This window comes from Chlorogloeopsis fritschii PCC 6912, from assembly GCF_000317285.1.
Taxonomy (GTDB): Bacteria; Cyanobacteriota; Cyanobacteriia; order Cyanobacteriales; family Nostocaceae; genus Chlorogloeopsis; species Chlorogloeopsis fritschii.
In genome coordinates, this window is record NZ_AJLN01000061.1 from 50179 (window position 1) to 65236 (window position 15058).

A 15058-nucleotide genomic window follows, 5' to 3' on the forward strand; every position below is an offset into this window, starting at 1 on the left:
TGTCGCATCATTAAACACACAATCGGAGAAACTTGTGTTCCCATTAACCCCCAGCGTGTTGTCACTTTTACTTGGAACTGATGCAGTAATTGATGACCTTTTTAAATACCTCGTCAACAGCCCTTAATCGCGCAGATACATTTACCTGTTGAAAGTCAAGGGAAAATCCTGTATGCTTATTGCAAACAATTATTATTTGTCTTGCAAAACTTTTGTTACTTCTGTTTTGCTAATTTTCCATGTCAAACACCATTTTACAGCCAGATAATACAAATCCATTTCCCCCAGTGGCAGAAAGTTCAATTCTCAATGCAGGTAATTATTTTTCCGAAAACCTCATAGACTATCCCCATGAATTAGCTCATGGTTACATTAAAGATATTAAGCTACATCAGGGATTTCTTCTCACAATTAGAGATTATCAAAATCATGAAACTCATATAACCGAAATTTCCGAGGCACAAGAACATCCTTTGCAGTTTTATTTTAGACTAAGAGGTTACGGGATCAGCAACATTGAATATGCCTCGGTAAAAGCTGGACAAACAGCTTTGTGCGGTTGTGGATTTTCTCCCAGGATGTTATTTAACATCCCACAACCCAATCAAGAAATTGATATTCATATTCAACCAGAATTATTTAAAACATTATTTGGTATTCAAGATGATGCAATTCTTGCACCACTAAAACATCTATTTCACCAACCAGATGAAGAATATTATACTCATGTGGGGACAATTACTACTCAAATGCAGGTGAGTTTGCAGCAAATTTGGCAATGTCCCTTTCAAGGTTTGGTTAAACAGATTTATTTAGAATCTAAAGTGCTGGAACTAATAGCTTTACGATTGCAACAGGACATAACGGGAGAAGCTATCCAAAGTCACCCAGACAAACCAAAGCGGACTGTAATTGAGAGAATTTATCAAGCCAAGGAGCTTTTAGAAAGCCGGATGGAAAATCCTCCATCTATGATGGAATTAGCAGAAAATGTTGGACTCAGCCCCTATCAGTTAAAACAGGGTTTCCAGAAAGTTTTTGGGAAAAGTGCTTTTCAATATTTACATCAATACCGCATGGAACAAGCACGTCTTTTGCTGTATGAAGGTAATATGCGCGTAGCTGATGTGGCAAATTGTGTAGGATATTCCCACTTAGGGCAATTTTCGGCAGCATTTAAACGGATGTTTGGAATTAGTCCCCGTGATTGTCTCAAGGGTAAGGTGTGAGCAATCTAGATTTTGTGATTTGTTTGTAGCCAGTTGAGTAAGTCAGCGATCGCCTTAAAATCTAATAAAGCCTCTCCCAGTGCTTCCAACTGTTCTAGCGAAAGACTGTGAATCTGTTGTTGAACTTCTTGGGGTAAATCTCCCACCCGTTTTTGCAGTAACCGTAGGACAAGTGCTTGCTCACCTTCGAGTTTGCCTTCGAGTTTGCCCTCTTCCTTACCCCGCTCGTAGCCAATGCGCTCACCTGTTGTTATGTAACTCATACGAAGCTCCTGCTCAAATTGTTTAAACTCTTGCCAAAATTCTGCTTCTAATCCTTTTGGTAAAATCATAACCCAATCAATAAATCGATAGAGGTTACGAATCTCCCTTTCTTGCAATCCTTGTTCATACAATCGTCGAATTAAGCTAAACTTCCAAACCTTACGTTCTAAGAGCTGTTTGGTGGTTTGCTGCGTCTTGAGATGCGCCATTACCACTGTCGCAAACGGATTATCACTATCTTGTAATTCACTCCATCGATTTTGATAATCCAGCAGTTTGACTGTTCCAAATCGAAAGTGCAGTCTACAATCAGGGTAATTGTAACTGTATTGATTTGGTCGCCATTTCAAGTCTGCATCGCACAAAATTGCTAGGCTAATGGCTGGTTTGGCAAATTTGTCAAAAATTCGCAGGTTGTAGGAAAACATCCTTTGTGCAAAATTATCTTCTGGTGTGGCTTGGATTTCGACATGAATTAACAGCCAAATCTCCTCTCCTTGAAGTTGCCAAACTTTGACTAACTTATCTGCATATCTTCTACCGAGTTCGGCTTCGCGGGCAATTTGTTGAAATTCCTTATCGAGAAATTCGTAGGGACGTTCCCAATCAATTAGTGCAGCTGTTTGGGGAAAGAAAAAATGCATGGCTTGGGGAAAGTAGGCTTCTAGGATTTCTTTCCACGGCGAATCATTATCGACTCTTTGGAGTTCCTCGGTCATGAGTTGATTGGTAGAGATTCAATCATAGGGGATGGTGCGCTGCCCGTCGTCCACTGTCAACAAAAATTATAGCCAAATGTCACCAGAGATAGATTTTGGAACTAAAACTACTTTTTTGGGATAATTAACCGCCATTTTTAGATAGACTCGCAGCCTGAAAAAACTCTAAACTCACCTTAATTTCTACTTGAGAAGATTTCTCTATAGCAATAGTCTTCCTAAAATACAGGTGTGAGAGTCATCAATGAAGTTACAAAAGTTACTATCAATATTATTTGTATCTGGATCGGCTTGGGTGGTGGCTATCAATGTTGCGATCGCTGAAAATGCCCAAATATCTAGCAGTAAGATTCCATATCTCAATCAAGTAGAATTTTTTAGTAGCAGCGCGTATCAGTTAGTACAAACTCCAAGTCAAGAGACTGTAACCATTACCGCTGTGAAAGCAAATCCCACAGATAAAGGTGTGGAGGTAATTTTAGAAACAGCACAAGGGGAGAAACTGCAAGTTACAAATCGCAGTACAGGTAATAATTTTATTGCAGATATATCTAATGCTCAGTTGCGTTTACCATCGGGAGAAGCCACATTCCGTTCCGAAAAACCAAATAGTGAAATTACTGAGATAACAGTTACAAATATTGATACAAATACTGTGCGGGTAGTTGTGGCTGGTGAGAAGGCTTTACCTACAGTTGAGTTATTTGATGATAATGCAGGGCTGGTCTTTGAGATTACTTCTGCTGCAACAGCAACGCAGCCACCACAGCAGCCGGAAACACCACAATCAGAGGAACCGGCAGCACAGCAAGATGAGCCAATTGAGTTGGTTGTGACGGGTGAGCAAGACAACTATCGCATACCAGATGCCTCAGTGGGAACGAGAACCGATACACCTCTACGGGATATTCCCCAATCTATTCAGGTGGTGCCGCAACAGGTACTGCGAGACCGTCAAGCTAGAAGCATCACAGATGGATTGGAAAACGTTAGTGGTGTAAACCCAATTAGTCCTGGATTGGCTGGAAGTAGAGACAATTTTACGATCCGAGGTTTTGAAATTTATGGCAACAGTCTCGTAAACGGGATACCTGAGGACATACTGAGCGATAGTAGTTTTGTCAATGTAGAACGGCTAGAAGTGTTGAAGGGCCCAGCCTCCGTTTTGTATGGGGAAGGTGGTCTTGGTGGAGCGATCAACTTTGTGACGAAACAACCCCTGCGCGATCCGTTTTATGAAATCAGTGCAACGATTGGTAGTTTTAATGATTATCAGGGAACCATCGACCTCACTGGGCCGTTAAATGATTCTAGAACGGCTCTCTACAGATTCATTGCTGGTTATCGGAGTGCTGAGACTTTCGTTGACTTTAACGAATTTACAAAGCTTTCCATCGCTCCCAGTTTGAGCTTGAGCCTGAGTCAAAATACAGACTTAGTTATAGAGAGTGATGTGAACAGAATGGAAAGAAATGGACAGCAACCTCCAGGATTGCCAGCAGTGGGTACTGTATTACCGAACCCGAATGGAAGAGTACGCCGTAGTTTTAGCTCAAAAGGGCCGGTAACAGATAACCTAACTATTGCTGGCAGAGTGGGGTACCGCTTAGAGCATCGATTTAACGAAAACTGGAAGTTGCGAAATGCCTTCCGTTATAGATTTTACAATGACGATGACCGAGGTGGAGCGCCTGATTTCAATCCTACTAGCCTGGCGGCTGATAATCGCACGCTGAATAGAAGGGCTATTATTGGCAGTCAATTTTACGATTACTATTATCTAGATACCAACTTACTGGGTAAATTCAACACTGGTTCAATCAATCATCAACTGCTATTTGGCTTTAGTTTGAGTCGAAATACAACTGATCTCCGTTTTGAATTTGGGATTCCTGCTGCCCCAGTAGACATCTTCAATCCAGTCTATGACCAAAGGGTTGTCCCTACTGGTATTCCCAACTCTTCTAGGTTTATTACTAGAGACACTCTTGGTATCTACCTCCAAGATCAAATTACTCTCGCTGAAAACTTGAAACTTCTGCTAGGCGGACGGGTGGATTTCTTTGAGGAGCGCACGACGAATCGACTGACAAACGTAGAAACTAATCAATCAGACACCGCATTTAGTCCACGAGTGGGGATTGTTTATCAGCCGATCCAGCCCATTTCTTTGTATGCCAGTTTCGCGCGATCATTTACTCCTACAATCGGTACATCTGCCACGGGAGAAGCGTTCCAACCAGAGCGAGGGACGCAGTATGAAGTCGGGATCAAAGCTGACTTGACCAGCAAACTTTCTACTACCCTCGCCTTCTATGATTTAACCCGCTCCAATGTGACGACAACTGATCCAAATAATCCTGATTTTTCAGTTCAAACTGGAGAACAAAACAGTCGAGGGATTGAGTTAGATATTAGTGGCGAAATTTTACCGGGATGGAATATTATTGCTGGCTATGCCTACACCGATGCTAGAGTCACCAAAGATAATAATATTCCAGTTGGCAATCGATTATTTGCTGCTCCCGAACACTCTTTCAACCTATGGACAACCTACAGAATCCAAAAAGGTGATTTGCAAGGGCTGGGGTTTGGTTTAGGCTTTTATTATTTTGGAGAAAGAGCAGCAGATTTGGCTAATACTTTGGAGCTACCCAGTTACTTCCGCACCGATGCAGCAATTTTCTACGAACGTGAGCAATTTCGTGCTGCCGTAAATTTCCGTAATCTGTTCGATGTAGAGTATTATACAAGCCGATTTGGCTCTGGAACACTTGTTGCTCCAGGCGAACCTTTTACCGTTCAAGGCACTATTTCATGGCAGTTTTAGGGTGTTAGATGTTCACGAGTATCTCTTTACGCCGCTTCACCCATCTGATGCTTTTGAGTATCTTAACAGTCATACTGGTTTCGGCTTGCAACGCAACTAACGATACCAGTATTAATGGCTATAAACAGCCTGTTGAGGATTGCCGAATCGTGCAACACGTGATGGGTAACACTTGCATTCCTCGCAACCCTCAACGAGTCGTGACTCTTAGATCAGATACTTTAGCCAATAGTTTGGCACTAGGTATTCGACCTATTGCCTCGGCATATGTTCCAGGTTTTCCCCTTCCAAAGTATCTTCAAGGTAAAGTAGACCAAGTAGAGTCTGTAGGAGGATTGAATTCCCCTGATATCGAAAAAATCTTACAACTCAAACCGGACTTAATTGTGTCTAGCTCTGGGTTGAAAGGTATTTACAAACAGCTATCATACATCGCGCCTACGGTTGTATTAAACATACCTTTTCCTCCCCCAACCTGGAAAGAGCAATTAAGGGAACTTGCTACTGTTTTGGGGAAACAAGAGGTTAGTAAACAATTAATGGATGAGTATTGGCAAAGGGTGGAAAAACTTAAGCAAGCTTTGGATATTGGTGCAGGATCTCCAAAAGAGAATCGCCGTAAAACTATGGAGGTATCTATTGCAAATACATCTTCAGAATATGGCATTTGGTCTTATGGAGAAAAGCACTTCTCTGGGTCAGTGTTGAAGGATATTGGTCTGCAACGTCCCAAATCACAGAGAAGGGATATATTCTATATCGAAAATATATCTAAGGAAAAAATATTTGATATTGATGGGGACGTTCTCTTCTTTGTATCTTGGGGAAGGGAAGATGATCGCAAGACGTTAGATAAGCTTAAACAAAGTCCTTTATGGTCACAACTCGAAGTTTTTCAAAAAAATAAAGTTTATTTTGTAGGCGGACATTGGCATAATTCAGATATTTTTGCGATTAACGCTATTCTTGATGACCTAGAGAAATACCTAGTCAACAGCCCTTAATTATCATAAACAAACACACCCTATTAATCTATAAATTCTACCACCATTAATCTGAAGAACAACTAGAAAATCCACCTTTCATATGATGTCCACTAAATCACCCATAATAAACAGTTTGTAGTAAGTAATTCAGTCCTGGCTTGAGGACTAAAGTCCTCACTACGAGCAAACATTTTTATTCAGTTTGATTAACCGATATAATATCAGTGGTACGATTTTACCTATTTCTTTACATCATCTGAATAATCACCCCCAGAACCAAACTTCCATGCATCAACCCATCGATGCCAATAGTATTTAGCAGTACTGGGTAAATTCTTTTCCCAAGGTTCTAAGTTTTTGCTCAATCTAAGTAATAGAGAATAAATCCCTAAATTACCGTAATGAATCATCCAATCCAGCAAAGCTACTAAACCTACTTGCGGAATAATTTTGACAACTATTTCCGGATGTGCAAAATTCGTTTTTAATAGTGTTTGCGTTAGTCCCGAAAAATTTACTACATCTTGTAAAAATGGTTTTAATACGGGTTCGCCCAAGCTTTGCATTTCCGCAAATACTGCTGAGAGCAATTGATTAATTTGATCGGGAGCAATTTTTTGATCCACGCCAACACTCATTGCCCTTTGAAATAGCCAAGTAACACTTAAATTCGGTTGGTATGGTTGCAGTAATCCTAGCGCCTTGGCAGATAATTGATTGGTTTGCAGTGCTTCATAAATGCCTTGAGTTAAACGCTGCAAGTGACGTATCATTGCACCAAAACCCCCAAAACTCAGAGGTGATTGGCTCCCGCTGCTATCTCCTACTGCTAAAATGCGGCTCCAAGGGGTTTGCAGTGGGCTTTGGCGATAAGAAGGAAAGAAGCCAAATAGCGCTCTTTGAAATGTTAGCTGGTTTAATTCTACACCTTGATACTTCGGCATTAAACGCAAATAATCCTCAAACAGAGCTTCTAAACCCAGCCGTTGTGGCTCTGCATCCATGTAGGTAAACATATACGTAGTTCTGCCATCTCTAGCAGGAAAAGCTTCCCAGAAGTATTGGCATTGGTTTTGCATGGGTGTAAACGACAACAATAAATCACCAGTGCTGTTGTTAGGAAAACCTTGAGCGCAACTTCCGACAACCAAGCATATGGCATCTGGTTTTTGTCCTTGCCGTGCTTGTTGAGCGATCGCCGAAAGATGCCCCATCGCATCAATTAACAACCTGGCTTTATATTGGTTGTTGACAATTACTCCATCAGGATGAACTACTACCTCATCAAAAGGCGTGTTTTCAAATAACTTGCCACCAGCAGCAAGAAATCTTTGTTTTAAGGTTTCCAGTAAATAAACTGGATCTACACCAATATTCAATACATCTTGCACCCAAACTTTTACACCATTGTGAAAGCCGACTCTGGCGGGATTGTATTCTGTGGCGATCGCTTTTTCTAATTCTGCATCTGTTAACAAGCCTAGTTGCACAAAAACTTGTAATTCATGGCGAGAAATATTCCATTCTTGCTCCCTTCCTCGCAAAATTCCCCGCTCAATTAATGCCACTCGCACTCCCTGCAAAGCTAAGGCACAACCAATGAAAATGCCCAAAGTACCACCGCAAACTAAAACATCCCAATCTACAGCACCTAAATTTTGCTGACTTTCTTTGACTACCATCGGCACTGGTGCGGTTCCAGACTTGATGGATGTTAAGATGTGATCGGCACGACGCAACCCTCCTAAAACATCGCCCGGTAGTTGAGCAAGAATTTCTTCAGTCAAAGACATAGGAACTAACCAAAAATACACGCGATATTACTAACTAGTATCGCGTTCCTGCATTGGTTAAGAATATTTAATTTGGGTGGAAATGGAGCAACGGCTTTACACTAAAAAATAGTCACCAAAGCACAAGAACATGACTCAAGATGTAGTGAAAAGCAAACACGGTGATATCTATTCGCGGCTGATGGCACTTAGCCAGGAGGCTTTAGAAAACGCATATTACGAAACAGCATACCATACGCTAGTTGCTGCTATGCATTTTGCCCATGCCACTAGTGACGAACATCGCTTACAAGCCGTGGCACAAGTAGCGAAAACACAACTTGATTGGATTGACATCCACAATCCAGAACATCGGCTGTCAAGTCAGTCTTCAATTCAACGCAGTGGTATAAATATGTACAAATCGCTGATTACACAAGCCCGTGCAGATTTGCTGATTGTACAACGGCAAAACCGTAGAGAATAATTCTTCTATACATAAAAAACTCTTAACCCATCAAGTTCACTTGACTAAGACACCTGTAGGAGCCTACTTGCTATGGTCGCAACAGCACCACTTGCAGAAACTAGAACTGTGCTTGAAAACATTAGCTGGCAAACATTTAAAGCCATGCTGGCGGATATGGGAACCAATAGAAGCGCCAGGCTAGCTTATGACAATGGAACATTAGAAATTATGACTCCACTAATGCCACACGAAAACTCAAATCGTATCATTGAAGGTTTTGTTGTTGTATTGTGTGAAGAGTTGGGATTAGAGTTTAAACGAACTGGCTCCCTGACTTTAACGCGAGATAATGTGGAACGAGGAGGAGAGCCTGATAGCAGCTACTACATTCAAAATGAATCTTTGGTGAGAGACAAAGAAAACATAGATCTAGCTATTGATCCACCGCCAGATTTGGTGCTAGAGGTCGAATACTCTCAGCCAAAAGTAGACAAGCTAAAAATTTATGCTGCGATCGCTGTACCTGAGTTTTGGCGATTCAACGGAAGCGTGCTGCGAGTTTACATACTTAGGGAAGGGCAATATTCAGAAGTTGAGTTTAGCCCTACATTTGCTTCTATACCCGTGAGGGAAATTCCCCGGTTTATTCAACAAACCAAAAAGGATGGGGAAAATACTACTACCCGTACTTTCCGCGCTTGGGTGAAACAGCAAATTTCCGGTAATAAGTAGACAAACAAACGCACCAAGGCGGAGAATATTATTGATTGTTAAGTTCAATGAACTGTTAAAAGTAATTTAGTAAATACTGATGAAACGCTCAAAAATTGTTGCCATTATTACAGGTGCTATTTCAATTATTTTAGCGATCGCCTACCTTCTACTTGTTCAAATCCTCGACTTTCGGGGAGAAATGAAACCTGCTCCCATCAGTGAAGTTGAGCAACCAGTATCGATAGTTACTCAATACCATACTAATAGTTGATGCAAAATTAAGCTGCCACTAAATTATTGAGTTGCGATTCACACTGTTGGAAAACATAATTAACAGCAGCAAAGAGTTTTTCTAGCTCATAAATTGTGTAAGGAGCAATATTTCTAGTAAATGAATTTCCTTCGAGTTTGCTAAATTGCCATAATCCTCCATTAGAAACAATACCATATATAGTAATTTGCAGCTCATTATTAAGTCTCCCAGCAGCAATCATTTCTGCTAGACATTGCGCCCAACCTGCTTCAAAGTTATCCTGTTTTGCTTCTACTAAAATAAAGTAAGGTTTGTCAAATACAACTTTTCCTAGAGGTGACCTCTTTGCCAGAATGTATTCAGGAAAACCAGATAATTTTTCATCGTAGTTGAGAGATTGATGGCTCCACAAAATAAATTTGCTGCTGTAGCGCTTCCAAACTTCTTTGAGAACTGGGTAAATTAAATTTTCACAGATTGCAAACTCTGAGTTATCAACAACTCCTTCGCGCATGACTGTTTCTAAGTCTTCACGAAAGTAATTAGAGATATCAAACGGAATTTCTACAACAAAGTTCGCTTCCGTATAAATAACTTGAAAAGCTTTGAGAACTTCACCTATAGTTTTGTAGCTACTAAAAGCCATATCGACCTCATAATATAATACATTTCAGCTAAGGATTTTTAGTGAGATTTGTGATGTGTAGAAACGCGAAATTTTGCGTCTCTACATAGCCGTCTTGATAAAGGTTTTGGTCTTATCTGAACGGTAACGACCTTATCATAAACAATTTAGGAGCATCCTGTTTTGGCAAATTGCCCTCAGGCTGTAAGTCTGGAGATATACAACTCATCCTCGAAGTGCCAAGACTCGTCATCGAGGTTCAAAGATTCATCGACGAAGTTCAAATACTCGTCATCGAGGTTCAAATACTCATTATTGAAATTCAGAAACTCATCGCTGAGATGCTAAGACTCATTGCCCAGATTTAAATACTTGTCGTTGAGCTTTTTGAGAAAGCACTCTTGCTCTAGTTCTCGTTACCAAGTTCAACGTGGTAACGAGGGAGGGTTAAGAGGGTTTGTGGGCTGCCGCCTCTAGGCTGTTGGAGCTAGTGCAAGACGGTTATTTGATAAATCACACAAAGAGGGCATGAAAATTTTTATTCCTTCTGCCTTCTGCCTTCGCTCGCATCCATCCCAAGTTTGATAGTGTATAAATTTCAACCAAGAAATAAACCATAGAGTTAATACAATGGTAATTATCAGATAATAAATATATAAGTATTTATTAGAGCAAATATCGTTTAATTATTTAGGTTAAGTGATTCCTTTTTTGGACATATAAGGCTAATCTATCTTTAATAGAGATTAAACAAAAATTAAATTTTTCTCATACATACTTTGCCTGTAAGCAACGGTTGTGTTTTCACAGCCGCTCTTTGTTTTGCTGCAAATTTTAGAGGTGAATGAGTCAATGGCTCAATTCTTGCTTGAAACTGTTTGGCTGGTGCCTTGTTACGCTTTAATTGGTGGATTGCTTGCTGTACCTTGGTCGCCGGGAATTATTCGCCGCACCGGGCCAAGACCTGCGGGTTATGTCAATTTAATCATGACATTTTTCGCGTTACTGCATTCTACATTGGCATTTCAAGCCGCGTGGAGTCAGCCACCTTATGAAGTGTCCATACCTTGGTTGAGTGTTGCTGGTTTAAACCTCTCTATCGATTTAGAAATTTCCTCGGTAAGTGTAGGTGCAATGGTGGTGATTGCTGGCTTGAATTTGCTGGCACAGATTTTCGCCATTGGCTACATGGAAATGGATTGGGGTTGGGCGCGTTTTTATTCTCTGCTGGGTTTATTTGAAGCAGGATTGTGTGCTTTAGCCCTTTGCAACAACTTATTCTTTAGCTATGTAATTCTGGAAATCCTGACTTTAGGAACCTACTTGTTAGTCGGGCTGTGGTTTAGCCAGCCTTTGGTAGTTACTGGTGCTAGAGATGCCTTCTTAACTAAACGCGTAGGCGACTTATTTCTGCTGATGGGGGTACTGGCAATATGGCCTTTAGCTGGAACTTGGAATTATACCGAATTAGCTAATTGGGCGGCGACTGCCAATGTTAACCCCACACTCATGGCACTGGTTGGTTTGGCACTAATTGCCGGGCCGATGGGCAAATGCGCTCAATTTCCCCTACATTTGTGGTTAGATGAGGCCATGGAAGGGCCTGTTCCCAGTACGATTTTGCGGAACTCGGTGGTAGTTGCGAGTGGTGCTTGGGTATTGATTAAGCTACAACCTGTTTTGAGTCTGTCGCCGTTTGCCTCTAGCGCAATGGTAACTATTGGTGCAGTCACGGCGCTTGGTGGTTCAATAATTGCGATCGCTCAAATTGATATTAAACGCTGCTTATCCTATTCAGTAAGCACCTATATGGGTTTGGTGTTTATTGCTGTAGGCACTCAGCAAGATGAAGCCGCGCTGTTGTTGGTACTTACCCACGCCCTCTCGTCAGCATTGTTGGTAATGAGTACTGGTGGAATTATCTGGAACAGTATTACTCAAAATGTTACCCAACTAGGTGGGTTGTGGTCGCGCCGTCCGATGTCAGGGCTTGCCTATATAATTGGAACTCTGGGATTAATTGGTTTTCCACCATTAGGAAGCTTTTGGGCATTGTTGAAATTAGCTTCAGGGCTGTGGGAAATAAAACCTTGGCTAGTAGGAGTGGTAATTGCAGTCAACGTTTTAACAGCCTTTAGTTTAACAAGGGAATTCTGCTTGATTTTTGGTGGTAAACCCAAGCCAATGAGCGAGCGATCGCCAGAAGTTCACTGGCCTATGGCTCTACCCATGATGATTTTATTGGGTTTTGTTCTACATCTGCCTTTGGTGTTGCAAAGTTTATCACTTCTACCCAGTTGGGCAAGTCTAAATAAAGATGTAGCTTTACTACTGATGTGGTCGAGTATTTTTGGTTGCAGCATCAGTTGTGTAGTTTATCTCAGCAATATTATTCCCAAACCAATTCGCCTACCTTGGCAGCCTTTACAAGATTTGATTGCCTACGATTTTTACACTCCAAAACTCTATCGGATGAGCATAGTTTTGAGTGTTGACCTGCTTTCTAAATTAGCCGATATTGTTGACCGCTTTGTAGTCGATGGCATCGTTAATTTAGTTGGTTTGGCTTCTATTGGTGGTGGTGAAACTCTCAAGTATATTACCTCCGGGCAAACTCAATTTTATGCTTTCACAGTACTGCTTGGAGTTGGTATTCTAGGAATGTTTGTTACTTGGCCATTCTGGGGAAATCAGTTTTTGGAATTGATGTTTTAGTTTGGCTAATAGCTAATGGCTAATGGCTAACCACGATTAACAATTAACAATTTGTCTGTCAGTTTTTAAAGTCTCAGGAGAATAGTGTGAACAGATTTGTTTCAAGAAGAAACTTACTGAAATTAGGAGCAGGAGCAGTAGGTACAGGTGTTGTAACTGCAGGATTAGGCTCTCAGTTAGTTTCTTCGCCCAAAGTACTTGCCGAAAAAAAGGATATTTCTCCTGAGCAAGCACTGCAAGAACTCATAGAGGGTAATAACCGATTTGTAAAAAGAAAACGGAAAAATCCCGATCATTATACACGGCTGGTAGAAGTGGCTAAATCTCAAAAACCATTTGCTTCTATTCTTGGTTGTGCAGATTCACGGGTGCCTGCCGAGATTGTCTTCGACCAAGGATTTGGAGATTTATTTGTATGTCGTGTAGCCGGTAATATTGCAATACCAGAAGAAATTGGCAGTTTAGAATTTGGCAGCTTAGTATTAGGTTCAAAAGTGATTATGGTATTGGGGCATGAAAGATGTGGTGCGGTAGATGCCACAATCAAAGGTGCTCAAGTACCAGGTCAAATTGCTAGTTTACTGGAAGCTATAAAACCTGGCATAGAAAAAGCAAAAAACCTCCCTGGAGATAAGTTAGAGAATTGTTGTAAAGCCAACGTTTTAGCACAAGTAGAAAAATTAAAAAAATCTCCAGTAATTTCTCAATTAATTGCAGATAAAAAGCTGGTAGTTGTTGGCGGTTATTATGATTTAGATACTGGTAAAGTCACAATGCTTAGTTAGTTTTAGATAAAAAATAGAGTAATACACACTTTAAAATCCTCACTTAACTATGCTCAGTGTTTTGATTTGGCTCCCAATTATTACTGCTGCTTTTATAGCATTATTACCTAGCAATATTCCTGCCAATCGCATCCGTTTAGGAGCATTAACTCTGGCTGGGATAGTTCTTCTGTGGAATCTTTTCATTCTCTTCAAATTTGATATCAACAATCCAGGGATGCAATTACAAGAGTATCTACCCTGGAACGAAACTCTTGGTTTAAGTTATCAACTTGGAGTTGATGGAATTTCCATCTTAATGCTGATTCTAAATAGCTTGCTTACGTGGATTGCTATTTACAGCAGCAGTCAGCAAATAGAACGTCCCCGACTTTTTTATTCCCTAATTTTATTAGTGAGTGGTGGAGTTGCGGGTGCATTTCTGGCAGAGAATTTACTACTGTTCTTCCTGTTCTACGAACTTGAATTAATACCCTTTTATCTGCTGATTTCGATTTGGGGAGGACAAAAACGAGCCTACGCGGGAATTAAATTCCTCATCTACACTGCTGTTTCCGGAGCTTTGATCCTGGCTACTTTCTTAGGTATCGTCTGGCTGACTGGCTCCCCCAACTTCAATTACGATTCCCTCTCTACCCAAGCCTTATCAACGGTACTGCAAATCACTCTGCTTTTGGGAATATTAATAGGTTTTGGGATTAAAATTCCCCTGATTCCCTTGCATACCTGGTTACCAGACGCCTACGTCGAAGCTTCTGCTCCGATCGCTATTCTTCTTGGTGGTGTATTGGCAAAACTAGGAACCTATGGGATTTTGCGATTTGGCATGGAGTTGTTTCCTCAAGCTTGGAGTATTCTCGCCCCATCTTTGGCAATTTGGGGAGCGGTGAGTGCTATCTATGGAGCTGTTGTCGCGATCGCTCAAAAAGACATCAAGCGCATGGTAGCATACAGTTCCATCGGACACATGGGTTACATACTCCTAGCTGCTGCTGCCAGCACCTCTTTAGCGCTTGTAGGTGCAGTTGCCCAAATGGTTAGCCACGGTATTATTCTCGCCATCCTCTTTCATTTGGTGGGAGTTGTAGAAACCAAGGTGGGAACTCGTGAATTAGATAAGCTTAATGGCTTGATGAGTCCAATCCGTGGTTTACCCCTGATTAGCGGCTTACTTGTTTTAGGCGGAATGGCTAGTGCAGGCATTCCGGGGATGACAGGATTTATTGCTGAATTTATCGTTTTCCAAGGCAGTTTCTCTGTCTTTCCTATCCCCACATTATTGTGTGTAGTAGCATCTGGCTTAACAGCCGTTTATTTCGTCATCCTCCTCAACCGCACCTGTTTCGGCAAACTTGACAACAATCTTGCCTACTATCCTAAAGTTCAATGGTATGAAAAAATGCCAGCCTTAATTTTGGCTGTCTTAATCTTGTTCTTGGGAGTACAACCGACGTGGTTAGTGCGTTGGATAGAACCGACAACAACAGCAGTTGTTGCAACAATACCCGCTTTGGAAAAAACTGTGACTCCCCAATTAGCCCTCAAATAAAGTGTGAAGTATGAAGTATGAAAAATTTTATACTTCATCCTTCATCCCTCCTATAAATTCTTTTCTTTACGTCCTTTGTGTCCTTTGTGGTTCGTTCAATTTTTAAACTAACCACAAAGAGCACAAAGAACGCAAAGTAAATACAAAT

12 protein-coding genes are annotated in these 15058 nt (G+C 41.1%); 9 read left to right on the top strand and 3 right to left on the bottom strand.

The window, feature by feature from the left end; genetic code table 11:
• Positions 1 to 239: 239 nt before the first annotated feature.
• Positions 240 to 1229 (top strand): helix-turn-helix transcriptional regulator, encoded by a 990-nt coding sequence (locus tag UYC_RS0109615; protein WP_016877153.1) that lies wholly within the window; start codon positions 240 to 242, stop codon positions 1227 to 1229.
• Positions 1230 to 1234: 5 nt separating this feature from the next.
• Here the strand turns inward: UYC_RS0109615 and UYC_RS0109620 are convergent, their stop codons facing one another.
• Positions 1235 to 2212, bottom strand: a complete 978-nt coding sequence (locus tag UYC_RS0109620) for a DUF4351 domain-containing protein (RefSeq protein ID WP_016877152.1) — start codon at positions 2210 to 2212, stop codon at positions 1235 to 1237.
• 244 nt (positions 2213 to 2456) lie between these two features.
• Between UYC_RS0109620 and UYC_RS0109625 the strand changes: the two genes are divergently transcribed.
• Both UYC_RS0109625 and UYC_RS0109630 read left to right on the top strand, forming a co-directional pair.
• The gene (locus tag UYC_RS0109625; protein WP_016877151.1) at positions 2457 to 5042 is read left to right on the top strand and encodes a TonB-dependent siderophore receptor; all 2586 of its coding nucleotides are present in this window, start codon (positions 2457 to 2459) and stop codon (positions 5040 to 5042) included.
• Between the two features lie 8 nt (positions 5043 to 5050).
• Complete coding sequence (locus UYC_RS0109630; protein WP_235083028.1) at positions 5051 to 6046, top strand: iron-siderophore ABC transporter substrate-binding protein; 996 nt, start codon at positions 5051 to 5053, stop codon at positions 6044 to 6046.
• Positions 6047 to 6267: 221 nt separating this feature from the next.
• Here UYC_RS0109630 and UYC_RS0109635 read toward each other — a convergent pair whose 3' ends face one another.
• Complete coding sequence (locus tag UYC_RS0109635; RefSeq protein WP_026087639.1) at positions 6268 to 7821, bottom strand: FAD-dependent oxidoreductase; 1554 nt, start codon at positions 7819 to 7821, stop codon at positions 6268 to 6270.
• 130 nt (positions 7822 to 7951) lie between these two features.
• On the opposite strand from UYC_RS0109635, the gene UYC_RS0109640 reads away from it, so the two are divergent.
• The 3 genes from UYC_RS0109640 to UYC_RS38850 all read left to right on the top strand — a co-directional run bounded on the left by UYC_RS0109640 (position 7952) and on the right by UYC_RS38850 (position 9254).
• Entirely contained in the window at positions 7952 to 8287 is a 336-nt protein-coding gene (locus tag UYC_RS0109640; RefSeq protein WP_016877148.1) for a hypothetical protein, read from the top strand.
• 72 nt (positions 8288 to 8359) lie between these two features.
• Entirely contained in the window at positions 8360 to 9001 is a 642-nt protein-coding gene (locus UYC_RS0109645) for a Uma2 family endonuclease (protein ID WP_016877147.1), read from the top strand.
• Between the two features lie 79 nt (positions 9002 to 9080).
• Positions 9081 to 9254: a hypothetical protein gene (locus UYC_RS38850; RefSeq protein WP_016877146.1), complete on the top strand. Its 174-nt coding sequence runs from the start codon at positions 9081 to 9083 to the stop codon at positions 9252 to 9254.
• 7 nt (positions 9255 to 9261) lie between these two features.
• On the opposite strand, the gene UYC_RS0109655 is transcribed toward UYC_RS38850, so the two are convergent.
• Complete coding sequence (locus UYC_RS0109655) at positions 9262 to 9882, bottom strand: hypothetical protein (protein ID WP_016877145.1); 621 nt, start codon at positions 9880 to 9882, stop codon at positions 9262 to 9264.
• Positions 9883 to 10713: 831 nt separating this feature from the next.
• Here UYC_RS0109655 and UYC_RS0109665 point away from each other — a divergent pair.
• The 3 genes from UYC_RS0109665 (at position 10714) to UYC_RS0109675 (ending at position 14910) form a co-directional block, all read left to right on the top strand.
• Entirely contained in the window at positions 10714 to 12576 is a 1863-nt protein-coding gene (locus tag UYC_RS0109665) for an NAD(P)H-quinone oxidoreductase subunit F (RefSeq protein ID WP_016877143.1), read from the top strand.
• A gap of 86 nt (positions 12577 to 12662) precedes the next feature.
• Positions 12663 to 13361, top strand: a complete 699-nt coding sequence (locus UYC_RS0109670) for a carbonic anhydrase (RefSeq protein ID WP_016877142.1) — start codon at positions 12663 to 12665, stop codon at positions 13359 to 13361.
• 49 nt (positions 13362 to 13410) lie between these two features.
• Positions 13411 to 14910, top strand: a complete 1500-nt coding sequence (locus tag UYC_RS0109675) for an NADH-quinone oxidoreductase subunit M (protein ID WP_016877141.1) — start codon at positions 13411 to 13413, stop codon at positions 14908 to 14910.
• The last annotated feature ends 148 nt before the right edge of the window (positions 14911 to 15058 follow it).

What these genes read in the sequence shown, in the direction of transcription:
- UYC_RS0109615 (WP_016877153.1), top strand. Translation starts at nt 240, where the DNA reads ATGTCAAACACCATTTTACAGCCAGATAATACAAATCCATTTCCCCCA.
- UYC_RS0109620 (WP_016877152.1), bottom strand. Translation starts at nt 2,212, where the DNA reads ATGACCGAGGAACTCCAAAGAGTCGATAATGATTCGCCGTGGAAAGAA.
- UYC_RS0109625 (WP_016877151.1), top strand. Translation starts at nt 2,457, where the DNA reads ATGAAGTTACAAAAGTTACTATCAATATTATTTGTATCTGGATCGGCT.
- UYC_RS0109630 (WP_235083028.1), top strand. Translation starts at nt 5,051, where the DNA reads ATGTTCACGAGTATCTCTTTACGCCGCTTCACCCATCTGATGCTTTTG.
- UYC_RS0109635 (WP_026087639.1), bottom strand. Translation starts at nt 7,821, where the DNA reads ATGTCTTTGACTGAAGAAATTCTTGCTCAACTACCGGGCGATGTTTTA.
- UYC_RS0109640 (WP_016877148.1), top strand. Translation starts at nt 7,952, where the DNA reads ATGACTCAAGATGTAGTGAAAAGCAAACACGGTGATATCTATTCGCGG.
- UYC_RS0109645 (WP_016877147.1), top strand. Translation starts at nt 8,360, where the DNA reads ATGGTCGCAACAGCACCACTTGCAGAAACTAGAACTGTGCTTGAAAAC.
- UYC_RS38850 (WP_016877146.1), top strand. Translation starts at nt 9,081, where the DNA reads ATGAAACGCTCAAAAATTGTTGCCATTATTACAGGTGCTATTTCAATT.
- UYC_RS0109655 (WP_016877145.1), bottom strand. Translation starts at nt 9,882, where the DNA reads ATGGCTTTTAGTAGCTACAAAACTATAGGTGAAGTTCTCAAAGCTTTT.
- UYC_RS0109665 (WP_016877143.1), top strand. Translation starts at nt 10,714, where the DNA reads ATGGCTCAATTCTTGCTTGAAACTGTTTGGCTGGTGCCTTGTTACGCT.
- UYC_RS0109675 (WP_016877141.1), top strand. Translation starts at nt 13,411, where the DNA reads ATGCTCAGTGTTTTGATTTGGCTCCCAATTATTACTGCTGCTTTTATA.